Genomic DNA, 24720 nt, shown 5'->3' on the forward strand with positions numbered 1-24720 from the left:
AAACCAAGGCGAGGCTACGGGGCCGGACTCGGCACCAGTTCGAGCTCCCCGTCCTCGGACATCCGCCAAGTCATCTTGACCGGCTCTGCCTTCTTTTCGTCTTCCGGTTCCCTTTCTTCCCGCTGTGGCAAGGCCGCCGGCTTCGGTTCGACCGGCGCCGGACGGCGAGGCGGCACGATCTCGTCGACGTCGTCCTCGGGGTCCAGTGGCGTGTCGATCACCGCGGGCAGCACCGGTTCGTCGGGATCGAACAGGCCCTCCGTCCCTCGCAACCAGGCCGGGCTCGTGTGTTCCTTGTCTTCGGCTCGCTTACCGCCGGCGCCCAGCTGGCCGCCGATCATCCCGCCGCCGGTCGCCCCGCTCGCGGACGTCTTGGCCGCGCTGGTGCCGCCCGTCGAACGGCCGCTGTTGCCGGGCAGGCCGACGATCGGACCACGGCCGGTGATGCCGGAAGGCGTTTGGTCACCGGCGAGGGACGGCACCAGCCCGCTCGACTTCGGGACGGCCACGGGCGCCGAAGAGACGGAAGTGCTGCCCGGGCTTGCTGTGACCGGGAAACTGGCTGGGGAACTGGAAGTGCCGACGCCCAGCCCGGTCCCTGCGGACGTGTGGGCCGCCGACCCGGTGGACCCGCTCTTCGTGGCCTGGCCGGCCGCTGTCTGGTCGGATGCTGTCTGGTCACCCGTGGTCTGGCCGGACGAGGTCTGGTCGGCCGAAGTCTGCGCCGAAGTGCTCGCCGTGGCATCGGCCGAGCCGGTTCCGGAGGACCCGCCGGTGCCCGGATCGGAGGTCTGCTGCTTGCCGTCCGGGGCGGGCCCGTCGGCCCGGGAGCGCAGGGCCCGCTCGACCGCCTCGATCGCCGACACCACCTTGTCGACGAGCCCCTTGAGGTTCTGCCCGCTGGACAGCAGCGCCCGCATCCGCGCGAGGATCCGCTGCGCGTACGACTCGGCGATCCGCACGCACTGGGGGATCGCCGCCGCCATGCTGGCGCCGTGGGTCGCTCCGGCCTGTGCCCGGGCCGTGGTCAGGATCGGCAGCATTTCCGCGACCGCGTCGGTGATGTCCTGGCGAACCCCGCGCGCCGTTCGCGCCACTGCTCCGCCCGCACCGGAAATCGCGCTGCCCACTGCGGCGGCCGCCTGGCCGATGGCCGCGATCCCGTCCGCGTAGTCCGCGCCGGCCGTCCGGTACGCGTCGGCGGCGTCACCGGACCAGTCGGTGGTCTCCCCGCGGACGGCCGCCCGGTACGACCCGGCCAGCGTCGCCAGTTCGTCCCCGGTCCCGCTCGAGTCCCGCGCCGCCGAGGTCACCGAACCCGAGTTGCCGGCCAGCTGGTTCAGCGGATCCTCGAGGAACGACACCAGCTGCCGGACGGCGCCGAAGCCGGCGGCGGAGAGAGCGGACAGCGGGCTGTCCGTCGCGTCGAGCCGGCCCAGATCACCGCTCCAGGACCCCAGGTCGCCCACGGCCCAGCCCGGTCCCCGTGCCGCGGCGCCGATCGACGTCAGCTCGGCGAGCAGTCCCCCGGCCGCACTGTCCGAGGTCGTTTCCGCGGCGGTCATCGCACGTCCTCCCGTCAGCCCTTGCCGGGTATCGGGCTCGTCGGAGTCCAGAACTCCGAGGAGCCCATCTTCGAACCGGGCGCGGCGATGGCCGAGAACAACGCGGCCTGGCCGATGAAACTCATGGCGCTCTGCTTGTACTGCCCGTACTGGGCGACCGATTGGCTGATCAGCGTCTCGACCCCGCTGACGAAGCTGTTGAGCGCGTTCCACAACTCGTCGACCACGGCGACGTCCAGCACCTCACCCACGACGGGAATCCAGCTGAGACCCGCGCCGGCGGCGGCTTTCACCAATGCGTTCGCGCAGTCCTTCATGTCGTTGATCGCGTTCGCGTAGGTCGTGTAGACCTGCCCGGCGCAGGTCGCGAGCGCGACGCCCATCTGCGTCATCACGCCCTGGTCTTTTCCCAGCACCGTGAGCACATTGCCGTTGAACGTGTCGAACTGGGTTTTCGCGTCTCCGGTCCAGTCGCCGGACAGGTTGTTCGTGGCTTCCTGGATGGTGTAGATCTCGTTGCCCAGCGTCGTGTACGCCGACCAGGTCTTCCCCAGTGCCCACACCTTGTCGGCGTCGCCGAACAACTGGTTCTTGATCAGGTTGAGGGTGTCGATCGCATTCTGGTCACCGATCAGCGGAAGCCCGGCCCAGTCCCGGATCGTCTTGTCGTTCTCATCGGGATAAGCCGGTTTTCCCGGCGGTGCGCCGACAGGGGATGTCATCGGGGAATTTCCTCGCAGTCGAACGGGAATCGGGTCAGTGGGCCATCTTGTTCAGGCCGTCGGTCGAAGCGTCTTCGATGCTCTGGTAATGCTCGGCCGCGGCGTCCAGCCCCTTGCTGGCTGCCTGCAGATTCGTCACGCTGGTCTGCACCTTGCCGATGATGGTCTGCACCGCGGTGTTGTAATCGCCGATCACGTTGGCCTGCCTGCCGATGACCCCGAGATCGCCGTTGCCGAGGTGCCAGCCCTCCAGGTCCTTCAGCAGCCGGACCCACTGGTCCGAGGCGTCCTGGTAGGCCTTCGCGACCTTCCCCAGCGCCTGCACGTCGACCGAAAATCCGTTGGTCATCGAGTACTCCCGTTCCCGGCGGCCGACGCGAGCCGGCTCGCTCTGGCTTGCTGTTCGGCCTGCCGGATGGCCCGGGTGATCTCGGCGGCCAGCTTCTCGGCGCCGACCATCCAAGGGGCCTTCGCGCTGACGTCCACGGACACCAGCGCGCCGGCCCCGGTCACCGTCACGGTGCCGAGGCCGGTGCCGATCGGCACCGTCAACCGCGCTTGGATCGCTTCCCTGACGGCGGCCTTCGTGCGGTGCAGGTCCGCCTCGATCTCCTGGACGTGGGCGTACAACTGGTCATTGGCCTTCACCGCCCGCCTCCCGCGGTCTCCGGGTCGCTCAGCTCGGCCATCCGCTCCGCCGCCGCGGTGCTCGCCTTGGCCCGCGCGGCGGCCAGCGCCGTGACGATGCCCGGCCCGATCCGCTCGGGGTGGGCGCCGCGCAGCGCCGCGTCCTCGATGCGCACCTCGATCAGCCGGCCTTTGCCGTCCACCACGGCGGACACGCTGCTTTCGGCCGGCCGCTCGGTGAACCGGGCGGCGATCAGTTCGGTCTCCAGCTCGGCCAGCCGCTGCCGCACTTCGGCCCGCTCGGGGGTCAGCGCCATCCCTCAGCCTCCTGTTCTCGGCTGATTCCTACGGGACGCCCATGAAATCCCGATGAAACACCAGGCTTCACGATCGACGAAGCCCCGCCGGCGGACGTCGGGTCCACCGGCGGGGCCGGGTCGTTCAGGGGTCGGCTCAGAGGTACCGGGCGGAGTTCTTCTCCAGCTTCGTCAGGCCCGGGTTCTTCGGCTGCGGCTTGACGAAGTCCGACGTGCCGCCGATGCCGGAGTCGAACGCCGCGGTGATGATCCGGTCCCGCTCCTGGGCCGAGATCACCCCGTTGTCGACCAGTTCCTGTGCCACCGCACGGACATAAGCGACGAACTGGCTGTTCGACGCGTATTCCGACTCGTCGTCGATGGTGTCGTTGATCGTGCACCCGGTGCCGACGTCGCGGTTCTCGACCTGGCTGTCGGCCGCCCCGAGGACCACGGTGTCCCGCACGTCCGAGTCGGGACACAGGTCCGGCCCCGGCGGGGCGGCGGCGATGAGGAACGACCCGCCCTTCTCCCCCGAGACGTTGCCCGCCTTGTCGGAGGCCCGGTACCACACCGAATGCGCGCCGAGCCCGGTCACCTCGAACGGCTCGGTGTAGGTGGTCCACGCCCCGTCGTCGAGCTTGTACTCGATCTTGTCCACCCCGGACCCGCCGGCGTTGTCCTCCGCGGTCAGGGTGACGGTCGCGGTCTCGATGTAGCGCCAGTCGGCATCAAGGTTGCCGCTGACCACAATGGACGTTGCCGGCGAGACGGTGTCGCCGCCCGCGACGATCGTGAACGACGAGGTGGCCTCGGCCGAGGCGTTCCCCGCCTTGTCGGTCGCCCGGTAAGCCACGGTGTGCGCGCCGACCGCCGTGATCGCGACGGGTTCGGTGTACCCGAGCCAATCGCCACCGTCCAGTTTGTACTCGACCTTGTCCACACCGGAGCCGGCGTCGGCAGCCGCCAGGGTGACGGTCGCCTTGCCGACGTAGTTGCCGTCCGCGTCCTTGGTGCCCGCGACAGTCGCGGTCACCGTCGGCGCGGTGGTGTCGCTGCTGACGACCGTCAGGTGCTCCATGCCCTCCGCCGAGGAGTTTCCCGCCTTGTCGGAAGCGCGGTAGTGGAACATGTGCATCCCCGGCGCGGTCACCGGAACCGGTGCGGTGTAGGCGATCCAGGCACCTTCGTCGAGTTTGTACTCGACCTTGTCGATGCCGGAGCCACCGTCGTTGTCCGCCGCGGTCAGCGTCACCGTGGCGGTGTCGAGGTAGTTGCCCGCCGCGTCCTTGTCGCCCGCGACGGAGGCGGTGACCGTCGGCGGTGTCGTGTCACCCGGTTTGGGGTTGACGACGGCGAACGACGCCATTTCTTCCGGCGAGACGTTCCCGGCCGTGTCGGTCGCCTTGTAGTGGACCATGTGCGAGCCGACGGCATTGACCACCACAGGCGCTGTGTACGTCGTCCACGCGCCGCCGTCCAGCTGGTACTCGATCTTGTCCACTTCGGACTGCGTGTCCGTGGCGGTGAGGTTCACCGTCGCGGAGCCGACGTAGTTGCCCGCCGTGTCCTTGTTCCCGGTGACATTCGCGACCACCGTCGGCGGCGTGGTGTCGACCGGCGGCTCACCGGTGACGACCAGCTCGCCGACCATCTTCTCGTGGCCCTGCACCACGCAGTGGAACCGGTACTTGCCGGGCGTGAGCGTGATGGTCGCCTGGTGCTCGCCGTTCTGGTCGTCGTAGGGGTTGGCGGAGATGCTGAGGTCGACGTCGTGGTTGTAGCCCGGGGTCGTCGTGTCGAACGTCAGGGTGTGCGTCATCGTCGAGCCGAGGGCTTCGGTGTTCTTGAACAGGACCAGCGTCTCCCCGGCCACGGCGGTGGCCGGCGCGCTGAGGTAGTGGTCGGTGCTGTTGCCCGCCGTCCAGGTCAGGGTCTGGACCGGGGCGGCCGGCGCGGGCACGGCCGAGGACGGCCAGGCCAGCCCCAGCAGGGCGAGCGCCGCGACCAGCACGGTCACCACGAGTTTTCTTGGGGACATCGCGGGAGAACCTTCCTTACAGGGAACCGGCCGGGCGCGGGAGATGACCGCGCCCGGCCGGCTCCGCGTTACAGCTGCCGCACCCGGATGTTGCGGAACTCCATCAGGTCGTTGTCACTGTGGTTCTGCAGGCCGATGAACCCGTTGACGAACTGCCGCAGATCCGTCGGCGGATCGCCCTCACGGGAGGAGACCTGGCCGGGGGTGTTGTCGAACTCGTTGATCACCGCGCCGTTGCGGATGATCGTGTAGTGCTGCCCGACGACCTTGATCTCGTAATCGTTCCAGGTTCCCTTCGGGGTCACGCCGGCGTGGTCGATCGTCTGCGGGTCGAAGTTGTACACCGACCCGGTCTTCTGCGGCTCGCCGGTGGCGCCGTCGTAGATCTGGATCTCGTGTCCACAGTAGATCGCCACCCAGGCCTGCGAGGTCCGGGCCGAGCCGGTGGTGCCGCAGCTGCCCGGCGGGCGTTGCTCCAGCGGGGTCCGCGGATCCGGGAACCGGACGAAGACGCCGCTGTTCGCGCTGCCCGTGGGCGCGACGTCCTTGAACTGGAGCTTCACCGAGAAGTTCCCGTACTGCTTCGCCGAGTACCACAGCATGCCCAGCCCGCCCGAGGGTTTCAGCGAGCCGTCCGGCTGAATCGTGAACTCACCCGAAGGGGCCTGTGACCAATTCCGGAACGATTCGGCCGTGCCGTCGTAAATCGCGTCGTAACCGGTGACGCCCTTGTTGCCGATCGGCGAGGCGGCGGCCACGGCCTTGATCTTGTCCGCCTCGGCATCGTTCACCACCCCCCGGTCCGCCAGCGCGTCGACGGCCTGCTGCACGTGGTTCACGAAACCGGCGTGACTGGTCCACGTGCTCTCGTCGTCGATCAGGTCGTCGGCCGTGCAGCCACCGCCCGCGTTGCGGTTGGGGACCGCCGTGTCCGTGTCGCCGATCGTCACCGTCGGACTCGGATCAGCCAGGAAACAGCCGACGTTCACCGGTGTTTTGGTGGTCGCCGTCTCGCCGTTGGCGTACGTCGTGGTCAGCTTCGCGGTGAAGAGACCGGTCGTCGGGTACGTGTGCCGCGGGTTGGCCTGAGTGGACACCGCACCGTCGCCGAACTCCCACTTGTAGGAGACGCCGCCGGACTTCGACCCGGTGAACGCGGTCGTGAGCGGCTTGTTCTGCACCTGGGTCGACGAAGCGGCCACGGCGGGCGTGGCGTCGCCGCCGATGTAGCTGATCTTCAGCAGCTTCTGGTTGTTGTCCAGGGTGAAGAAGCCGCTGCCGTAGTCGAGCATGTACAGCGCGCCGTCCGGGCCGAACTTGGCGTCCATCCAGCTCTGCAGCTTCTGGTCCCCGCCACCCGAGGGCAGGATCTGCCGCAGCGTTTCGGCGAACAGAGGCGGGTCCTGCTTGGGCACCCCGTTCGGGTCGACGGTGACCGCGATCCGGTTCTGCCCGTTGCTCTCGTCGCCGATGAACCACTTGTCGTTCCAGTACGCCGGCCACGCCGAACCGCTGTTGGTGTTGACCAGGTCGCGGTGGTAGGTCGGCCCGTCCATCACGGCCTGGCCGCCGCCCTTGAGGTAGGGCTCGGTGTAGGTCGCGTCGGCCGCGTTGTACGTCGGGATGGCGCTGTTCGGCCGGTTCGGGAACACCGGGCCGCCGCCGTCCGGCGCGTACCAGATCATGTTCTTGTTGACCGGCGGCAGGTTCACCAGGCCGGTGTTGCGCGGCGAGGTGTTGACCGGGTTGTCGCAGTCGTACCAGCCGGTCAGCTCCGCGGCGTTGGTGCTGCTGCGGTCGCGGTAGGGCTGCTTGTTGCCCATGCAGTACGGCCAGCCCTGGTTGCCCGCCTGGGAGATGATCGTGGCGGTCTCGTACTTGGCCGGGCCGAGCTCCGGGCTCGGCGAGGACGCGTCCGGGCCCACCCACGCCGCGTGCAGCAGGTTGGTCTTCTTGTCGATGTGCAGCCGGGAGATGTTGCGCACGCCCATCACGTAGATCTCCGGGCGCGTCTTGTCGGCAGGGTACTGGCCCACCGGGAACAGGTTGCCCGCCGGGATCGTGTACGTGCCGTCGGGCTCCGGGTGGATCCGCAGGATCTTGCCGCCCAGGTTGTTGGTGTTGCCCGCGGTGCGGCGCGCGTCCTGGAACGAAAGGCCCTGGTACTCCTCGGTCCAGTTGTTGCCCGAGTAGCCGTTGGAGCCCTGTGACGAGTTGTTGTCACCGGAGCCGATGTAGAGGTTGCCGTCCTTGTCGAAGTCCATGCCACCGCCGGCGTGGCAGCAGCTGTGGATCTGGACCTCCCAGGACAGCAGGTCCTTGCGGGTGGCCTGGTCCAGCGTCTGGTTCTTCAGGTCGTAGGTGAACCGCGAGATGGTGCGCTTGCCGACCTGCTTGACCCGGTCGATCGAGTCGTGCGGCATCCAGTACGCGTACATGAAGCCGTTCTCGCTGAACTTCGGGTCCAGCGTGAGGCCGACCAGGCCCTCCTCGTTCTTGACCAGCTCGTCACCGGAGCCGCGGTTGCCCATCACCGCCAGCGTGGTGAGCAGCTTCGGCTTCTTGGTGACCGGGTCCCACTGGTGGATCGTGCCGCAGCCGAGGCCGACGTTCGGGTCGTCCCAGCTGACCACCGGGCCGGTCGGGCAGGCCGCCTTGCCGATGTAGAAGACCTTGCCGTCGGGCGCGATGGTGAGCCCGTGCGGCTCGCCGATCTGGTCCAGCTGGCCGGGCTGGTTCTTCGCGGTCAGGCGTTCGACCTTGTAGTTCGCCGCGATGCCGGCCTTGCAGTCCCCGCGGACCATGCCGGTGGTCCACTTCAGCGCGCCGAGCAGGTGCGCGCGGAACTCGGCCTCGCCGTAACTGGCCTCGGTCCGGCCCATGCCGGTGTAGAAGGAGCGGCCGCCGTCGTAGTCACGGCACCAGGAGATCGGGTGGAACGGGCCGTTCGCGCCCGGGCCGGGGGTGTAGCCCGCCTCCTCGACCTGCGCGACCGTGTGCACGGTGCCCACCGGGTTGACCTCCCAGTTGGGCCACCGGTCGGTGCGCTCCCACTTCTGTGGCAGGTCGGCGGTCGCCGGGTTCAGCTTGTCGAGCACGTCGACGGTGGCCTTCGCCGGAGCGGGGTCCGGGGGCGGCGGGGTCGACGGGTCGGCGGCCAGCTTGAAGTCGGCCAGCTGGACGAGCGGCTCGCCGCCGTTCGCGGTGATGTTCAGCCGGTAGTTCGAGTAGGCCGTGGTGTTGGTGAAGGTGAACGTGCGGCTCTGGAGGCGCTCGGTGAACTTCTCGTTCGTCCGGGTGTCCAGATCCGTCCACGTCTTCCCGTCGTTGGAGCCCTGCAGGGTCCAGTTCTTCGGGTCGCGGCCCTCGAAGTCGTTGGCCGACACCAGGTCGTAGCTGCTGACCGCGGTCGGGGCGGTCAGCTGGTAGGCGACCCAGCCGGTCGGGGTGAACGCCAGCCACTTGGTGTCGGGGTTGTTGTCGGCCAGGTTCTCCTTGCCCTCGCCCGGCGGGTTCTCACCGCTCGCGGTGACCGTCACCGTGGCCCGCGAGCCGGCCGGGCGCGCGCCGATCAGCCCGGAGAACCACTGTGAGCCGTCCTGCGCGCGAGCCGCGTCGGACAGGCCGAGGAAACCGCCGCCGGCCTTCATGTAGTCCTGCAGCGAGGCTTCCTGGTCGTGGTTGAGCGTGACGCCTTGGGCGGACAGGAAAACGACACCGCGGTACTTCGCCAGGCCCGCCGGGCTGAACACCGCCGGGTCCGAAGTGGACGACACGGTGATCCCGTTCGCCTGGCCGAGGCTGGTGATCGCGTCCGTGGCGCGCAGGACCGGGTCCTTCTGGTCCGCGGCGGCGCCGTGGAACACCAGGACGTCGATCGGCACGTTCGTCGCGGCCTGGGCCACGGGCGTGATCGTCAACGGCAGCCCCGCCGCGACGACCGCCCCGACCGCCAATGCGGCCAACGGCCGTCTGCGGAACCAGCGTTGCGAGACGTTTCGTCTCATTCTCTCGCTCCTTTCGTGATGGTCGGGGAACTAGTGCTGGTGCCCGGTCATGTCCATGTCGGACATGTCCATGCCCGGCATGTCGGCCATGCCCGGCATCGAGGCCTTGGCCGTTTTGGCCGAAGCGTCGGTGGCCACCGTGGGCGGCGGTCCGGTGGGCGGCTCGGCCGCCGCGGTCCCGTGGTGGTGCCCCTTGAACCGGTCGATCGCGTCCTGCGCGCCGGCGGGCATGCCCCCGTCGGCGCCCCGCACCAGGAACACCCCGGACATGCCGTCGTCCGAATGCTGCTGGACGTGGCAGTGGTACATCCACGCGCCCGGGCCGACGACGTCGCCGGCGATCACCTGGAACCCGAACGAACAGCCGGGGTCCAGGGTCTTGTTGTCGATCACCGGCGCGTTGTCGGTGGCGCTGGTGAGCATGCCGGTGCGGGTGTCCGCCCAGCGGTGCGCGTGCAGGTGGAACGTGTGCATCAGGCTGCCGTGCCCGATGCAGAGGAACTCCACGCGCTGGCCCAGGTTCGCCTCGAAGATCGGGGTGTCCGGGGCGGTCTGGTGGTTGATCCACATCTCGGTGAACACCACGGTGAACGTCTTGCTCGGCAGCAGGTCCCCGCGTTTGCGCACGATCAGGCCGCCGTAGAGGCCCTTCAGCAGGCCGACGGTGCCGTGGTCGCCGCCGAACGCGTGGTCGTGGTAGTGCCAGTAGCCCGCGCTGCCGGGCATCCACAGCCCGTTCGCCGCCTGGTACGCGGCGCGGGTCTTCCAGGTGTAGGTCTTGGTCTCCCCCGGGTTGTTGAAGGAGTTGTTGAACGGCGACCCGTCGGACTCGGTGTCGTAGAGCACGCCGTGCGGATGGATCGACAGGCGCTGGTCGGTGTTGTTGACCAGCTCGATCTCGAAGGTGTCGCCCTCGTACATTTCCAGCAGCGGCCCGGGAATCGTCGGCTTGCCGGGCTCGAGCCCGTAGCCGACCCGGGTGGTGCCGGGCACGTAGTCGGCGTAGAGCGTGAGCTGCCGGGTGAGCCCGGCCGCGGCGGCCAGCGAAGACCCGGCGGCGCTGGCGACGGCGACCGGCGCCACCACGCCGGCCGCGGCCCCCGCCAGCACCGCTCTGCGGGACAGCCCGCCCTTGGCTTTCTTGTCCATAGTGGATTCCCCAGTCAGAAGCGGAGGTGGCGGAGGTACTCGAAGCCGTTCCGCGCGGTGCTCAGCGGGTCGGCTGGCTGGTCGTGCTCGACGATGTACTCGGCCAGGTTCGGCCGGGTGGCCCGGAAGATGCGCGGGAAGTCGATGACCCCCTGGCCCGGGTCGACCATCTGGCCGTCGGCGGTCCGGTCCTTCACGTGGTACTGCGTGGTCCTCGGGAAGTTCTTGCGGTACACCTCGATCGGGTCCGCCCCGCCGTCCACCGCCCAGAACAGGTCGATCTCCAGGTGCACGAGCCGCTTGTTGGTGTTCGCCCGCAGCACGTCGTAGGGCAGCACGCCGTCGATCGCGGCGAATTCGTGGGCGTGGTTGTGGTAGCCGAGCGGGATCCCGGCCTTGAGGAACGCCCGCGCGGCCGCGTCCATCCGGCCGCCGAAGTCCTTCCAGCCCTGGATCGTGTCGAAGGCCGCGAACGGCACGTTCGCCCGGGTGTTCCCGAGCACCTTGGCGTCCGCGATGGTCTGGTCGAGGTCGCCGTCGATGCCGACGTGCGTGGACGAGGCCTGGATGTGGTTCTTGTCCAGCAGCCCGCGGAACTCCTGGGCGCTACGGCCGTAGGTCCCGGCCAGCTCGACCTTCCGGTAGCCGATGTCCGCCAGCGCGGACAGCGTGCCCTCGAGGTCGGCTTCCAGCGCGGTGCGCAGGGAGTAGAGCTGGATGCTGATCTTGTCGACCGGGATCCGGTGCCGCCCGTGGCCGGAGCTTTCGGACTCCTGGGCGCTCTGGGCACTCGCCGCGCCCGCGACACCGGGCAACGCGACCGCGGCGCCGACCGCGACCGCCGCCGTCGCCGCGCCACGCAGCACCGAGCGCCGGGAGTGGAACTTTTCGGCTTCTTCACCGCACATGGGGACCGCCCTCACTTCTGGTTGCTGAAAGCCGCGTCGAAGGCCGCCGACGGCTTGTCGAACAGGAGATTCCGCAGGTAGGTCACGGCTTCCGCCGCTCCCCGCAGCCGGTCCATGCCGGCGTCTTCCCACTCCACCGAGATCGGACCGGTGTAGCCGATCGAATTCAGCGCGCGGAAGCAGTCCTCCCACGGCACGTCGCCGTGGCCGGTCGAAACGAAGTCCCAGCCCCGCCGGGGATCGCCCCACGGCAGGTGCGAGCCGAGCCTGCCGTTGCGGCCGTCGAACCGCCTCCTGGTGTCCTTGCAGTCCACGTGGTAGATCCGGTCGGCGAAGTCGAGGATGAACCCGACCGGGTCGAGGTCCTGCCAGATGAAGTGCGAGGGATCCCAATTGAGCCCGAACGCCGGCCGGTTGCCGACGGCTTCGAGCGCGCGCCTGGTGGTCCAGTAGTCGTAGGCGATTTCCGACGGGTGCACCTCGTGCGCGAACCGGACGCCGACCTCGTCGAAGACGTCGAGGATCGGGTTCCACCGGTCCGCGAAGTCCTGGTAGCCCTCGTCGATCACGGCTTGCGAGACCGGCGGGAACATCGCCACGTACTTCCAGGTCTTCGAGCCGGTGAAGCCGATCACCGTGTCCACGCCGAGTTTCGCCGCCGCGCGGGCGGTGTCGGCCATCTCCTTCGCCGCCCGTTGGCGAACGCCTTCAGGTTCACCGTCACCCCACACCCTCGACGGGATGATGGCCTGGTGGCGCTCGTCGATCGGATCGTCACAGATCGCTTGTCCGACAAGGTGATTCGAGATGGCCCAGACCTTGAGGCCGTGCTCGGCGAGCAGGCGCAGGCGTCCGGGCACATAGTCCTCTTCGGACAGTGCGCGGTCGACCTCGAAGTGGTCGCCGGAGCAGGCGATCTCGAGGCCGTCGTAGCCCCATTCGCCGGCGAGCTTGCACACCTCGGTGAACGGCAGGTCCGCCCACTGGCCGGTGAACAGGGTGGTCGGACGGCTCATGAGGTCTCCTCGAAGGTGATCGCGTCCAGGTCGTACAGTCCGCCGGAATCGGTGCCGCGGAACACGAGGAACAGCGGGCCGGTGCCACCGGGGTCGGTGATCGCCGTGGGCGGGAGGTCGGCGTAGGTGTCCCAGCCGCCGGTGTTCGCGACGGTGACGGTCTGCACCAGCGGGCCGTCGACCGCGCCCGAGTGGACTTCGATCGTGCCGCCGGCGCCGCCGGACGAAACCCGGTAGCCGATGCCGCTGACACCGACGAGGTTCACCGGGTCGAACTCGATCCAGTCGCCGTTCTCGATGTGGCCGACGCGCTTGCCACCGCTCGCGGCCTCGTTCGCGACGACCTCGATCCCGCTGGACCGGTTGTAGAACTCCGCCTGCTTGAGCTTGGGCTGCAACACCGATTCCGCCTCACCGGACAGCGCGGGGACGCCGCTCGCGCCCTCGTCGGTGTAAGTCGCGTTGATGACGCCGAACACGTTGGCGTCCAGGCCGTGCCCCTCGTCGGCCGGAGTGGCGATCGTGCCCTCACAGCCGGTGGCGCGGCTCAGCGGATGGCCGTGGCCCTCGTGCCCGAGGATGTACTCGACCGTCACCTTGGCGCAGTCGATCGGGTTGTCCTCCGCGTCGGTCACCTCGACCTTGAACGGCACCGTGTCGCCGAAGCTGAACACGCTCCCGTTGACCGGGGTCTTGAGCGTGACCACCGGCGCGGTGTTGCCGACGGTGACGACCACGCTCGCCGCGCCGGTCAGCCCGGTGGCGTCGGTGACCGAGAGCTTCGCCGTGTACTGGCCGTTTGCCGCGTAGGTGTGGGAAACCGGGTTCTGCTCGGTGGAGTCGGTAGTCCCGTCACCGTCGAAGTCCCAGGCGTAGGTGAGGGCGTCCTGATCGGGGTCCTGGGTCCCGGCCGGGTCGAACTTCACGGTCAACGGCGCCTGGCCGGACGTCCGGTCCGCGGCCACCTTGACCTCCGGCGTGCGCCGGCCCTTGGTGTAGTCGATGCGGTAGACCGCGGATTCCGCGGAGCCGCCGAAGTAGCCGGTGCCGTAGTCGAGGATGTACAGCGCGCCGTCCGGGCCGAACTCGATGTTCATCGGGCGGGTCAGCGTCATCGAGTCGAAGAACGGCTTGATGGCGCCGCGCTCGCCGTTCGCGCCGACGGCGATCTCCTTGATCCAGCCGCGTTCCCACTCGTAGGCGAAGGTCTTGGCATCGAAGTACTCGGGGAACTTCGTGGTGGACGGGTTCGCCGCGTCGTAGTGGTAGACCGGGCCGCCCATCGGCGATTCGGAGCCGTTGCCGAACTCCGGCACCGAGCCGCCGTCGTACGGGATCCAGGCCTTTTCGACCGGCGGCAGATCCGTCAGGCCGGTGTTGTGCGGGCTGGTGTTCTTCGGGGCGGCGCAGTCGAAGGCCGCGCCGGACTGGCCGGTGGCGAAGTCGTAGTCGACAAACGGCTGGTTGTCGCCGATGCAGTACGGCCAGCCGTAGTTGCCCGGCTTCTTGACCAGGTTGAACTCGACGGTGCCGCCCGGGCCCCGGGCCGGGTTGGCCGCGCCGGCGTCGGGACCGTAGTCGCCGAGGTGGAGCCAGCCGGTCTTGCGGTCGACCGCGAACCGGAACGGGTTGCGGAAGCCCATCGCGTAGATCTCCGGCCGAGTCTTGTCGGTGCCCGCCGCGAAGAGGTTGCCGTCGGGCACGGTGTACGCGCCGTCCTCGCCGACCTTGATCCGCAGCACCTTGCCCCGCAGGTCGTTGGTGTTGCCCGCACTGCGCTGGGCGTCGAACACCGGGTTGCGGTCGGCCCGCTCGTCGATCGGGGTGAAGCCGTCGGAGGCGAACGGGTTGGAGTCGTCCCCTGTGGACAGATAGAGATTGCCCTGCGCGTCGAAGTCGATCTCACCGCCGGCGTGACAGCAGATGCCGCGCTCGGTGTTGACCTGCAAGACCTTCTGCTCGCTGGTCAGGTCGAGGGTGTTGTCCTCGGCCAGCTTGAACCGGGAAAGCTGGTTGTAACCCTTGAACGGCTCGAAGTCCGCCGGCGTGCCGGTCTCCGGCGCGTCACCGGCCGGGGTGTTCAGCTTCGGCGCGTAGTACAGGTAGACCCAGCGGTTGTTCGCGAAGTCCGGGTCGATGGCGACGCCCTGGAGGCCGTCTTCGTCGTGGTTGTAGACGGGGATCTGCCCGGCCAGCTTGGTGGTCGCGCTGGAGCTGGTGTACCAGACGCGGCCGTCACGCGAGGTGTGCAGCACGTCGCGGTTGGGCAGCACCGAGAGCGCGATCGGCTCGCCGAGGTTCTCCTCGCCCTTGGCCAGGGTGATCTGGTCGAAGTCCGCGTCGACCGGGTCCGCCTCGGTCGGTTTGCCGCAACCGGCCTCACTCAGCTTGGTGGCGTAGCGAATTCCGCCCGCGAGGTGGGCGCGGAAGGCCGGGTCGGCGTAGGACTCCTTGGTGTGGCCGCCGCCGGTGTACCAGGACCGGCCGCCGGAGTTCTCGTGGCACCAGGCGATCGGGTGATCGCCCATCGCGTCCGCGCCGGGCTGGTAGCTCTTCTCGTCCAGGCTGGCCAGCACATGGACGTTACTGCGCGGATTGTCGCGGTAGTTGTACCACTCGTCGGTGCGTGGCCAGGTCTCCGGAAGATCCTTTGTGGACACGTGGCCGCGGTCCTCGACCTTGACGTCCGCCTGCTGGATGGCCGGATGCGATTTGAAGTACGCCCCGACCAGTTCGCCGTACCAGGGCCAGTCGTATTCGGTGTCGGAGGCGGCGTGCACGCCCACGTACCCGCCGCCGGCCTTCACGTATCGCTCGAACGCAGCCTGCTGGTCTGCGTCCAGGACGTCACCAGTAGTGGAAAGCCAGACGACCGCGCTGAACCGCTGGAGGTTCGCGTCGGTGAATGCCGCCGCGTCCTCGGTGGCCTCCACGCCGAAATGGTTTTCCGCACCCAGTTCCTGGATCGCCTTGATCCCGTCCGGAATCGAATCGTGGCGGAAACCCGCGGTTTTGGAGAAGACGAGCACCGTCGCCTCTTCGTGCTCCGGTTCGGCCTCCACCGGTAGCGCGATGCCGGTCAGGGCCGTGATCATGGACGCGACGAGCACGCCGAGCCGTCGTTTCAGAGACATAGCTGTAGCGATCCTTCCAATGAGCGGCAGCGATCAATGAACCGGATTGCGGTGGAGCTTCTTCTCCTATTTCAAGCCTTGTAGGGACAACAACAATGGGTGAACGCCGGTGGCGCCGATGCGGCCGGATGGCTGAAAGGCGGGATCCGAACACAGCAGCAGCGGACCGTCTTCGGCGGAATCCGGAAGCCGCCCGTGTGAACCGCGCACCCAGCGCGGATCGGTCGGGACGACGTCCATCGCGTACCGCAGCCCGGCGAACTTCTTCGCCAGGTTCAGCCCGGCCCGCGCCTTCGCGAACTTGTCCTCGGGGTCGAAGAACAGCTCGGCCGGGTCGTACCCGGGTTTGCGGTGGATCTCGACGCCACGCGCGAAATCGGGTTTGCGGGCGTCATCGAGCCAGTAGTAGTAGGTGAACCACGAGTCCGGCTCAGCCACCGCGACCAGCTCGCCCGCGCGTTCGTGGTCGATGCCGTACTTCGCCTGCGCCTCCCGGTCGAGGACCTCGTCGACCCCGGCCAGCTCCCCGACGATCGACCGGACGCGGTCCACATCGGACTCATCGCGGACGTACACGTGCGCGACCTGGTGATCGGCGACGGCGAACGCCCGTGAGGCCCAGGGGTCGAGGTATTCCATGCCCGCCTGGGTGTAGACCTCCAGCAACCCTTCGCGACGCAGCGCGCGGTTGATGTCGACCGGCCGGTTCGTCGGAGTGATCCCGTACTCGCTCAAAGCGACCACGGTCGCCCCGGCATTGCGGGCGTCATCGAGCAGCGGGGCCAGCGCGTTGTCCAGCTCCCTAGCCGCGTTGGCCGCTTCGGGTCCGTCAGGGCCGAAGCGCTGGAGGTCGTAGTCCAGGTGCGGGACGTAGGCCAGCAGCAGGTCCGGCCGCCGCTCGCGCAGGATCTGCCGCGTCGCGCCGATCACCCACTGGCTCGACTTGAGCGACGCCGTCGGGCCCCAGTACTGGAACAGCGGGAATTCGCCCAGCTCACTCGTCAGCCGGTCGTGCAGCTCGGGCGGGCGCACGTACGCGTCCGGCGACTTGCGGCCGTCGGCGTGGTAGATCGGCCGCGGGGTCACGGTGACGTCGGTGGACATCCCCATCGCGTACCACCAGCAGACGTTCGCCGAGGTGTACCCGGGATGCGCCGCCCGCGCGGTCTCCCACAGCTTCTCCCCGCCGACGAGCCGGTTGTGCTGGCGCCACAGGAAGATCTCGCCCAGCTCGCGGAAGTACCAGCCGTTGCCGACGATCCCGTGCTGGGCCGGCATCAGCCCGGTCAGGAAGGTCGACTGCGCACTACAGGTGACTGCCGGCAGCACCGTGCCCAGCTCCGCCTGCCAGCCCTCGCGCGCCACCGCGGACAGCTTCGGCATGTCCCGCAACACCTTCGGGGTCAGCCCGACGACGTCGATCACCACCAGCGGCTTCATGCGGAAACCCCTTCCCGGACGAGGTTGTCCCGAGCCCATTCGAGTTCGGCCGCGATCCCGCCGACCAGGTCCCCGGCGTCCGGCAGCACGCTCCAGGTGTAGGTCTCCACCTCGACGTGCGGCTCACCGGGCAGGCCGGCGGCCACCGCGCTCAGCACGTCCGTCGTCGTGCTGAGCGGCGCCGCCGGTTCCTGGTGCAGCGGCATGTGGAAGTGCACCCGCCACGGCCCCTCCCCCGGCAGGTCCGCCCACGCCTCCGGCAGGTCGTCGGACTGGTGCACCACCCCGTCGGCGCCGAGTTCGCGCACCTGGTGCAGGTACCGGGGTTCGGCGAAAGCGGCCAGCGCCTCACGTGCCTCGGCCGGCTTCTCCACGTGCAGCGCCGCGGAGGCCTGCACCTTGACGACGTCCACTCCGGACTTCGCGATCGCCGCCAGGGTTTCCGCCGGATCGGCGAACGAAACCGCCAGGTGACAGGTGTCCAGGCACAGCCCGACGTACTCCGGGTCGACGCGGCCCGCCAGCCAGCCCAGCGCGTCCGCCACCGTGTCCAGCACACAGCCCGGCTCGGGCTCGACGGCCAGCCGGATCGGCCGTTCGCCGGTGCTCCGGATCGCCTGCACGACCTGGTCGAACGCCTCGGCCGCCCGGCGGTCGTCGTGTTCGGTCCACGGCTCACGCCAAGCGAGCGGGAGCGTGGAGATGCTGCCGTACGACGCGTCGGCGGCAAGCAGGTCCGCGAGCACGGTCACGCAGTCGATCGTGTAAGCCGCCCGCTCCTTGCTGGTCCACGTTGGACGGTAGACGGCCTGCTTGACCACCTCGTCGTGGAAACCGCCGTACGGGAAGGCATTGAGCGTGTACACGGCCAGCCCGCGGGCGTCCAGCTCCGCGCGGAAGCGCTTACGTGCGGTGGCGTCGTCGGCGAGCCCGCGCGCGACCGGAGCGGACAGCCAGAGCCCGACGCCGAGCCGGTCGGCGCCCAGCCGCTCGCGGACGGGCAGCGCGTACCGCTCCAGTTGCGCGACGATGCCGTCGACGTCCTCGGCGGGGTGCACGTTGGTGCAGTAGGAGATCATTTGCGCGCACCCCGCAGCACCGAGTTGCCCGCGAACTCACTCGCCTCGCCGGTGAAGCCGGGCAGCGGGTCGAGGGTGAGCCGGCCGCTCTGGCCGTAGAAGGCGACCGGGTTTTCCCACAGCACCCGGTCCACGTCCGCCTCGGTGAACCCGGCTTCGAGCATCGCCTCACCGGTCTTCGCGGTCTTCAGCGGATCGGAGCGACCCCAATCGGCGGCCGAGTTGACGATCATCTTCTCCAGCCCGTACCGGCGCAGGATCTCGACCATCCGGTGTTCGTCCATTTTGGTGTCCGGGTAGATGGAGAACCCCATCCAGGCGCCGGAATCCTTGACCAGCTCGACCGTGACCTCGTTGAGGTGATCGACCACCACCCGCTCGGGCGCGAGCCCGGACTCGCCGACCACGTCGAGCGTGCGCTTGGTCCCTTCCAGCTTGTCGCGATGCGGGGTGTGCACCAGTACCGGGAGTTCGTGCTCGACGGCGAGCTGCAGCTGGCGCGCGAAGACCTCGTCCTCCTCCTTGGTCATCGAGTCGTAGCCGACCTCGCCGACCGCGACCACCCCGTCCTTGGCCAGGTAACGCGGCAGCACGTCGAGCACCTCGACGCACCGGGGATCGTTGACCTCCTTGGGGTTCAGCGCGATCGTGCAGTGGTGCCGGATGCCGAACTGGGCCGCGCGGAAGCGCTCCCAGCCGATGAGCGCGTCGAAGTAGTCGGTGAAGGAGCCGACGCTGGTGCGCGGCTGGCCGAGCCAGAACGCCGGCTCGACGAGCGCGCGGACGCCGGCCGCGTACATCGCCTCGTAGTCGTTGGTGGTCCGGGAGGTCATGTGGATGTGGGGATCGAAGATGCGCACGGGCTATCGACCTTCCTCGAGCAGCTTCAGGGCGTCGGTGGGCACGTCGCGTCCGGCCGCCCGGCGTTCGTCGGCGAAGTCGGCGAGCATCCTTCGCAGCTCCTCGTCGGCGCGCGTTTCGAGACTCGCGACAGCGGCGAGCGGCACACCCACGAAGACGCACTTCAGCACCCCGTGCCGCCACGCGTGCGGCTCCAGGTGACGCGCCGCGAAGGCGCCCATGGCCGCGGCGACCAGCCGAGTATCGTTGGCGCGCAACGCCTCCTCGACGATCCGTTGCCCGGCAGCGCTGAGCTTTCCTTCGATCACCCCGTCCTCGACGAGCTGGTTCAGCCCGCGCAGGACCCCGCGCCGCTCAGCGTCGTCGCCGTACCGGTACAGCTCGCCCAGCTCCGCCGCCAGCTCGTCGGCCGACACCTGACGCGCCAGCACGGTGATCAGCCGGGAGCGGGCCCGATCGTCGACGGTGCCGTCGACCAGCCCTTGCGGATCGGTCTCGGGATGCAACGGCGCGCGGCCGACCTCACGTCCGACGGCCGGGAACAGCGAGCCGATCACCGACGGCCGCTCCTGGATCTGCAGTTCGGCTTGACCCAGCCAGGTGTCGGGCGGGGTTTCGACCGGCCGCGCCGCCCGCAGTGCCTCGATCGACCGCCGCGCGACATCCGGCGCGGCATGGCTGTGGCGGGGCAGCTCGACCGCGGCCAGCCCGGTGTAACCGATCTCGTCGAGCGCGGCGAGGGTCGCGGGCAGGTCCAGCTGCCCGTCGCCGAACTCCAGGTGCTCGTGGACGTCCGGGACCATGTCGTCGAGCTGCACGTTCCACAGCAGCGGCCCGGCGAGGCGGATGCAGTCGGCCGCGTCGGCCGGTTCCACGGCCACACAGTGCCCGACGTCGAGCGTGACGCCGAACAGCTCCGGCTCGCCGAGTTCCGCACGCAGGTCCAGCACCTGGCTCAAGTGCTGCACCAGGTGGCCGGGCTCGGGCTCCATGGCCAGCCGGACGTTCAGCCGTTCCGCGTGCTCCAGCACCGCGGCGAGCCCGGCCCGCAGCCGCACCCAGGCGACATCGACGTCCACTGTGGACACCCCGGACCAGAACGAGACGCAGTCCGCGCCGAGGTCCGCCGCGATCCGCAGGGCGCGCGCCAGGAAGTCGATCCGCGGCTCGGGTGCGTGCGAGAGCAGCGTCGGCGAGTGCTTGTGCCACGGGTCGAGCAGGTACCGCGCGCCGGTTTCGATCACCACGCGGTTCAGGCCGAGGGCCGAAAGCCGGGCGGCGACGTGGTCGACCCGCTGGGCCAGATCGTCGGCGAACGGGTCGAGGTGGTCGTGGTCCAGCGTCAGCGCCACACCGGTGTAACCGAGGTCGGCGATCACCGCGAGCGCGTCGTCGAGCCGGTGGTTGGCGAAGCCGTTGGTGCCGTAGCCGAGGTGGAAGGTCATGTCGGGCTCACCTTCCGCGACAGTCTGCGCGCGATCGGCAGGGCGGCCGCGACCAGCGCCGCGCCGAGTACCGAGCGCTTGGCCGCGAGCGAGGCCTGCAACGGGACCATGCCGTGGATGCCGGTTTTGGTGGCGTGGCGGACCGCCTTGGCCGAGGGGGCGCGGACGGCGTCCGCCTGCGCCCGGCCGACGAAGCCCGCGTAACCCGAGCCCGCGGCCACCGACACGAGCCGGTTCCACCGGGTGCAAGCCGGACCCGAAGCTGCCAACGTTGTCGCCACGCTGGTGGTGACGAGCGCGGCACGGGCGGTATTCGGGTTCGCGCCGTGCACCTCGCCGGTCGACAACGCGGTGACGCCGAGCGTGTGCACGCCCACCGCCGCCGCGGCCGTCGCCGCCCGCCGGGTTTCTCCGCCCGCGCCCAGCAGAACGTCGAGGGTGCGGCAGACCGCCATCGCGAACGGGCCGGCCGGGGTCGGCTTGAACACGGTGTCGTAGGCCCACACCGAAGCCGCGAGCGGGACCGCCACTGTCATCGCCCGGCGGCCGCCGCCTAGCGCGGCCAGGCCCAGCCCGGCCGCGGTCAGCGCGGCCCCGGTGCCGAGCGCCGCTCCGGAGCTGACCCGCCCGGACGGGATCGGCCGCTCGGGCCGTTCCACGGCGTCGAGCTTCCGGTCCGCCCAGTCGTTGAGCGCCATCCCGGCCCAGTAGAAAGCGACCGACGAGAACGGGAGCAGCAACCGCCGCCCGGTCATCCGCAGTCCCGCGGCAGCGGACCCGGCGACGGTGTCACCGAGGACGGTCAGCGCGGCCGGGGCGCGGACCAGCTGCACGTAATCCTTGAGCGCAGGACCTTTCACCGCTGGAACCGGCACGGGGACCTCAAGAGTCTTCACAGGGTCGCCGCCCAGTCCGTCAGCCGACGGGTCTGTTCGGCGAACCGGTGCTCGTCGCTGCCCAGCGGGTCCTTGAAGAAGAACCCGAGTTCGGTCAGCGCCCCGGTCTGCCCGGCCGCGTGCGCCGCGCCCACCAGCCGGGCGAGATCGAGGACCAACGGCGCCGCGAGCGCCGAGTCGTAACCGGTCCAGGTGAACTGCAAGCTCATCCGCGCGCCGAGGAAACCCTCGAAAGACACGTGATCCCAGGCCGTTTTGACCTCGCCGAGGTCCGGCACGTTGTCGATGTGCAGCGGCGCGGTGACCTCGTCGCCGAGCAGCGCCGCCAGCCCGCGGGCCTTGGATTCGAGCTTGCTGCCGACGGTCACCGGGTCGGCCAGCGTCTCGCCGTCACCGCCGCCCAGCAGGTTGGTGCCGGACCACGAGCGGACCTTCAGCGCCCGGGCGGAGAACATCGGCGCGAGAACGGTGCGCAGCAAGGTCTCGCCGGTCTTGCCGTCACAACCCGCGTACGGAAGTCCCTCTCGCGCCGCGAGTTGCTGCAACGCCGGCAGGGTGATCCCGGCGGATGGCGTGAATCCGACGTACGGGCTGCCCGCCTTCAGCGCCGCGTACGCCGAAAGCGAGCTGGGCGGAAGCACGGCGCGGGCCGGGTCGGCCAGCGCCTGTTCGAGCGCGCCGAGGTCGTCGTGCTCAGGCAGGTGCGGACACGGGGCCTCGGTGGAGGAAATGTCGATCACCACGACCCGGGCGAGGTCGTGCCGGACGGCGAAGTCCCGGATGTCGGCGGAAAGCCGTTCGGCCGCGTCGGCCTGCGCGCCCGTGTGCGTCGCCGGGTGATAACCGTCGCGAATCTCGGCGTCCACCTCGGCCAGCCCGGCGCGGACCGCCGCGAACACCGCGTGGCCGAGCACCCCGGCGCCGGCCAGCTGCTCGGCGCGCTTCTCCAGCGGGGTGGCCACGATGTCGTGGCCGCCGATGACCAGGTCGTCCCAGCCGGGCAACGGCACGCCGGCGAACGCGGGCAGCTCGGTGACACAGCCGGTCGGCCCGGCCACCCGCGCGCGCAGGGCGAGCAGCCCGGCGGTCGCGGTCGTGGCGACCGAGCCCCTCGCTCCTACCAGCCAAAGGCCGGTGCGCTCCTGAGCAGGCATAACCTCCACCTTTCCCCCAGCCGCCGCCCGACCTTCGGTGATCGGGCGCTTCGGCTCGAACCAGTCGTTGTGCTGTCTCCACTACGACTTCGGCTGGATCGACTTGTCAGTTACTCCCTTGTGCGGATTTGTGCGGCCACGGCGGTCCATCGCGCCTCTTCGGCCGCACTTCGCTCGACCGCGTCGAGCACCCGCTGGACTCCCAGCCCGTCCTCGAACGACGGCTCCGGGTCCGTGCCTTCGCCGATCGCGGTGAGCAGATCGGCGACCTCGTTGGTGAACGTGTGCTCGTACCCGAGGAGGTGGCCCGGCGGCCACCACACCCCGACGTACGGGTGCTCGGGCTCGGTGACCAGGATCCGGCGGAACCCGGCCTCGGTCGACGGCCCGGTGCCGTCGTACCAGGACAGCTCGTTCATCGATTCGAAGTCGAACGCGAGGCTCGCCTTCGACCCGTTGACCTCCAGGCGCATCGCGTTCTTGCGGCCCAGCGCGTACCGGGTCACCTCGAAGCCCGCCACCGCCCCGCCGGACAGCCGCCCGAAGAACAGCGCGGTGTCGTCGACCGTGACCTGCCCTCGGCCGCCGTCGCCGTCGGGCCGTTCCGGCACGAAGGTGTTCGTCAACGCGGAGACCCCGGTGATCCGCTCGCCGGTGACGAACTGGGCGGCGTCGACGATGTGCGCGCCGAGGTCGCCCAACGCCCCCGAACCCGCCTTTTCCTTACGCAGCCGCCAAGTCATCGGCGACTGCGGATCGGACAGCCAGTCCTGCAGGTACACCGACCGCACGTGGCGGATCTCGCCGAGCGCCCCGCCGGCGACCAGCTGACGGGCGTGCGCGAGCGCCGGCACCCGGCGGTAGTTGAAGGCGACCATCGACCGGACGCCGCGCTCGCGGGCCTTCGCCGCCGCTTCGGCCATCGCCTCGGCCTCGGCCAGGGTGTTGGCCAGCGGCTTCTCGCACAGCACGTGTTTTCCCGCTTCGAGCGCGGCGATCGCGATCTCGGCGTGGCTGTCGCCGGGGGTGCAGATGTCGACCAGGTCGACGTCGTCGCGGGTGATCAGCGCCCGCCAGTCCGTCTCGACGTCCGCCCAGCCGAACTTCGCCGCGGCGGCCTTCGCCCGGCCTTCGTCGCGGCCGCCGAGCACGGCGAGTCTCGGGATCAGCGGCGTTTCGAAGAACCGGTGGACGTTGCGCCAGGCGTGCGAGTGCACCGCGCCCATGAACGCGTGGCCCACCACGCCGATCCCGATCGTTTCCCTGGCCGTGCTCATGCCCCTCCTCAAATCCGCTGGCCTGCCTGCGATTCCCGCCTCAGGAGTCGAAACCGACGTCCAGGTACTGGTCGACGTTCTCCTTGGTGACCACCGCGGAGTACGTGGTGATCTCGGACGGGATCTCGTGCTCGGCGAAGTCGCCGACCCCCTTGTTCTGGCCGAGCAGCCGCGCCAGCACGATCGCCGACGAGGCCATCGACGGGCTGTAGAGCACCGTCGCCTTCAGCGGCCCGGAGTCGGCCTTGATCAGGTTCATCGCGTTTTTCGAGCCGGCGCCGCCGACCATGATGAACTCGCTGCGGTTGGCGTTGCTGAGCGCCGCGACCACGCCGACGCCCTGGTCGTCGTCGTGGTTCCACAGCGCGTCCAGCTTGGGCGCCGACTGGAGCAGGTTCGACGTCTGCTGCTCGCCCGACTCCGGCGTGAACTGCGCGGAGACCCGCGGCCCGACCTTGAAACCCTGACGCGCCAAGGCATCCTTGAAGCCCCGGCTGCGGTCCTGGGTCAACGGCAGCGAGTCGATGCCCGCGACCTCGCCGATGATCGGGTTCGTGATGTTCTTCGCCTTCATCTGCTGGGCGACGTAACTCCCGGCGTTGACGCCCATCCGGTAGTTGTCGCCGCCGATCCAGGTGCGGTAGGCGAGCGGGGTGTCGAACACGCGATCCAGGTTGATCACCGGGATGCCGGCGTCCATCGCCTGCTGGCCGGCGGCGGTGAGCGCCTTGCCGTCGAACGGCAGGATCACCAGGACGTTGACCTTCGCGTTGATCAGCGTCTCCACCTGGGAGATCTGCTGGTTGACGTCGTTGGTGCCCTCGGTCGCGTTGAGCGTGACCTCGCTGAACTTCCCGGCCTGCGCGCGGGCGTTCTTGGTCATCGCCGCCATCCAGCCGTGGTCGGCGGCGGGCGCGGAGAACCCGATGGTGACCGGGGTGCCCGGCTTGCTGTTGTCACCGGCGTTCGCGACGTTGGCGCCGGCGTTCTCCTGCGCCGGTGCCTGGTTCGAGGTGCAGGCCGTGAGCAGCGCGCCGGCTCCGACGGCCGCACCACCGAGCAGGAATCTGCGGCGGTGCAAGGATTGTTCGGTCATGACGGCT

At 69.4% G+C, this 24720-nt stretch carries 19 protein-coding genes; all 19 read right to left on the bottom strand.

Annotated features, from left to right (window positions below):
• Positions 1–14: 14 nt before the first annotated feature.
• Entirely contained in the window at positions 15–1565 is a 1551-nt protein-coding gene (locus BMY97_RS23965; RefSeq protein WP_091619967.1) for a hypothetical protein, read from the bottom strand.
• Between the two features lie 14 nt (positions 1566–1579).
• A complete protein-coding gene (locus tag BMY97_RS23970; RefSeq protein ID WP_091619969.1) occupies positions 1580–2287 on the bottom strand; it encodes a hypothetical protein in 708 nt (235 codons plus the stop codon).
• Between the two features lie 34 nt (positions 2288–2321).
• On the bottom strand, positions 2322–2636 hold the full coding sequence (locus BMY97_RS23975) for a hypothetical protein (RefSeq protein ID WP_091619972.1): 315 nt from the start codon (positions 2634–2636) through the stop codon (positions 2322–2324).
• Positions 2633–2935 (bottom strand): hypothetical protein, encoded by a 303-nt coding sequence (locus tag BMY97_RS23980; protein WP_091619975.1) that lies wholly within the window; start codon positions 2933–2935, stop codon positions 2633–2635. Before BMY97_RS23980 ends, BMY97_RS23975 begins: the two co-directional genes overlap by 4 nt.
• Entirely contained in the window at positions 2932–3231 is a 300-nt protein-coding gene (locus BMY97_RS23985; RefSeq protein ID WP_091619978.1) for a YbaB/EbfC family nucleoid-associated protein, read from the bottom strand. Before BMY97_RS23985 ends, BMY97_RS23980 begins: the two co-directional genes overlap by 4 nt.
• A gap of 136 nt (positions 3232–3367) precedes the next feature.
• The gene (locus BMY97_RS23990; RefSeq protein ID WP_091619981.1) at positions 3368–5251 is read right to left on the bottom strand and encodes an OmpL47-type beta-barrel domain-containing protein; all 1884 of its coding nucleotides are present in this window, start codon (positions 5249–5251) and stop codon (positions 3368–3370) included.
• A 68-nt stretch (positions 5252–5319) separates the two neighbouring features.
• On the bottom strand, positions 5320–9258 hold the full coding sequence (locus BMY97_RS23995; RefSeq protein ID WP_091619984.1) for a ThuA domain-containing protein: 3939 nt from the start codon (positions 9256–9258) through the stop codon (positions 5320–5322).
• A gap of 30 nt (positions 9259–9288) precedes the next feature.
• The gene (locus tag BMY97_RS24000) at positions 9289–10407 is read right to left on the bottom strand and encodes a multicopper oxidase domain-containing protein (protein ID WP_091619987.1); all 1119 of its coding nucleotides are present in this window, start codon (positions 10405–10407) and stop codon (positions 9289–9291) included.
• A gap of 14 nt (positions 10408–10421) precedes the next feature.
• Positions 10422–11315, bottom strand: coding sequence for a sugar phosphate isomerase/epimerase family protein (locus BMY97_RS24005; protein WP_091619990.1), 894 nt, complete (start codon positions 11313–11315; stop codon positions 10422–10424).
• 11 nt (positions 11316–11326) lie between these two features.
• The gene (locus BMY97_RS24010) at positions 11327–12331 is read right to left on the bottom strand and encodes a sugar phosphate isomerase/epimerase family protein (RefSeq protein ID WP_091619993.1); all 1005 of its coding nucleotides are present in this window, start codon (positions 12329–12331) and stop codon (positions 11327–11329) included.
• A complete protein-coding gene (locus BMY97_RS24015) occupies positions 12328–15426 on the bottom strand; it encodes a ThuA domain-containing protein (protein WP_091620563.1) in 3099 nt (1032 codons plus the stop codon). The genes BMY97_RS24010 and BMY97_RS24015 overlap by 4 nt, the downstream gene beginning before the upstream one ends.
• 105 nt (positions 15427–15531) lie before the next feature.
• Positions 15532–16905, bottom strand: a complete 1374-nt coding sequence (locus BMY97_RS24020; RefSeq protein ID WP_091619996.1) for an alkaline phosphatase family protein — start codon at positions 16903–16905, stop codon at positions 15532–15534.
• A complete protein-coding gene (eboE, locus tag BMY97_RS24025; protein ID WP_091619999.1) occupies positions 16902–17984 on the bottom strand; it encodes a metabolite traffic protein EboE in 1083 nt (360 codons plus the stop codon). The genes BMY97_RS24020 and eboE overlap by 4 nt, the downstream gene beginning before the upstream one ends.
• Positions 17981–18844, bottom strand: coding sequence for a TatD family hydrolase (locus BMY97_RS24030; protein WP_091620003.1), 864 nt, complete (start codon positions 18842–18844; stop codon positions 17981–17983). Before BMY97_RS24030 ends, eboE begins: the two co-directional genes overlap by 4 nt.
• Before the next feature lie 3 nt (positions 18845–18847).
• On the bottom strand, positions 18848–20290 hold the full coding sequence (locus BMY97_RS24035; protein WP_091620005.1) for an EboA domain-containing protein: 1443 nt from the start codon (positions 20288–20290) through the stop codon (positions 18848–18850).
• Entirely contained in the window at positions 20287–21150 is an 864-nt protein-coding gene (locus tag BMY97_RS24040) for an SCO3242 family prenyltransferase (RefSeq protein WP_091620008.1), read from the bottom strand. The genes BMY97_RS24035 and BMY97_RS24040 overlap by 4 nt, the downstream gene beginning before the upstream one ends.
• A gap of 32 nt (positions 21151–21182) precedes the next feature.
• A complete protein-coding gene (locus BMY97_RS24045; protein WP_091620012.1) occupies positions 21183–22340 on the bottom strand; it encodes an inositol-3-phosphate synthase in 1158 nt (385 codons plus the stop codon).
• A gap of 110 nt (positions 22341–22450) precedes the next feature.
• Positions 22451–23617, bottom strand: coding sequence for a Gfo/Idh/MocA family protein (locus BMY97_RS24050; protein ID WP_091620015.1), 1167 nt, complete (start codon positions 23615–23617; stop codon positions 22451–22453).
• Between the two features lie 40 nt (positions 23618–23657).
• Complete coding sequence (locus tag BMY97_RS24055) at positions 23658–24713, bottom strand: substrate-binding domain-containing protein (RefSeq protein WP_091620018.1); 1056 nt, start codon at positions 24711–24713, stop codon at positions 23658–23660.
• Positions 24714–24720: the final 7 nt, after the last annotated feature.

The organism is Amycolatopsis saalfeldensis (genome assembly GCF_900110575.1).
GTDB lineage: Bacteria > Actinomycetota > Actinomycetes > Mycobacteriales > Pseudonocardiaceae > Amycolatopsis > Amycolatopsis saalfeldensis.

Bases quoted from the DNA above. Each gene is read 5' to 3' on its own strand.
- BMY97_RS23965 (WP_091619967.1), bottom strand. From the start codon at position 1,565: ATGACCGCCGCGGAAACGACCTCGGACAGTGCGGCCGGGGGACTGCTC.
- BMY97_RS23985 (WP_091619978.1), bottom strand. From the start codon at position 3,231: ATGGCGCTGACCCCCGAGCGGGCCGAAGTGCGGCAGCGGCTGGCCGAG.
- eboE (WP_091619999.1), bottom strand. From the start codon at position 17,984: ATGATCTCCTACTGCACCAACGTGCACCCCGCCGAGGACGTCGACGGC.
- BMY97_RS24000 (WP_091619987.1), bottom strand. From the start codon at position 10,407: ATGGACAAGAAAGCCAAGGGCGGGCTGTCCCGCAGAGCGGTGCTGGCG.
- BMY97_RS24005 (WP_091619990.1), bottom strand. From the start codon at position 11,315: ATGTGCGGTGAAGAAGCCGAAAAGTTCCACTCCCGGCGCTCGGTGCTG.
- BMY97_RS24035 (WP_091620005.1), bottom strand. From the start codon at position 20,290: ATGACCTTCCACCTCGGCTACGGCACCAACGGCTTCGCCAACCACCGG.
- BMY97_RS24050 (WP_091620015.1), bottom strand. From the start codon at position 23,617: ATGAGCACGGCCAGGGAAACGATCGGGATCGGCGTGGTGGGCCACGCG.
- BMY97_RS23975 (WP_091619972.1), bottom strand. From the start codon at position 2,636: ATGACCAACGGATTTTCGGTCGACGTGCAGGCGCTGGGGAAGGTCGCG.
- BMY97_RS24010 (WP_091619993.1), bottom strand. From the start codon at position 12,331: ATGAGCCGTCCGACCACCCTGTTCACCGGCCAGTGGGCGGACCTGCCG.
- BMY97_RS23990 (WP_091619981.1), bottom strand. From the start codon at position 5,251: ATGTCCCCAAGAAAACTCGTGGTGACCGTGCTGGTCGCGGCGCTCGCC.
- BMY97_RS23995 (WP_091619984.1), bottom strand. From the start codon at position 9,258: ATGAGACGAAACGTCTCGCAACGCTGGTTCCGCAGACGGCCGTTGGCC.
- BMY97_RS23970 (WP_091619969.1), bottom strand. From the start codon at position 2,287: ATGACATCCCCTGTCGGCGCACCGCCGGGAAAACCGGCTTATCCCGAT.
- BMY97_RS24055 (WP_091620018.1), bottom strand. From the start codon at position 24,713: ATGACCGAACAATCCTTGCACCGCCGCAGATTCCTGCTCGGTGGTGCG.
- BMY97_RS24020 (WP_091619996.1), bottom strand. From the start codon at position 16,905: ATGAAGCCGCTGGTGGTGATCGACGTCGTCGGGCTGACCCCGAAGGTG.
- BMY97_RS24045 (WP_091620012.1), bottom strand. From the start codon at position 22,340: ATGCCTGCTCAGGAGCGCACCGGCCTTTGGCTGGTAGGAGCGAGGGGC.
- BMY97_RS24015 (WP_091620563.1), bottom strand. From the start codon at position 15,426: ATGATCACGGCCCTGACCGGCATCGCGCTACCGGTGGAGGCCGAACCG.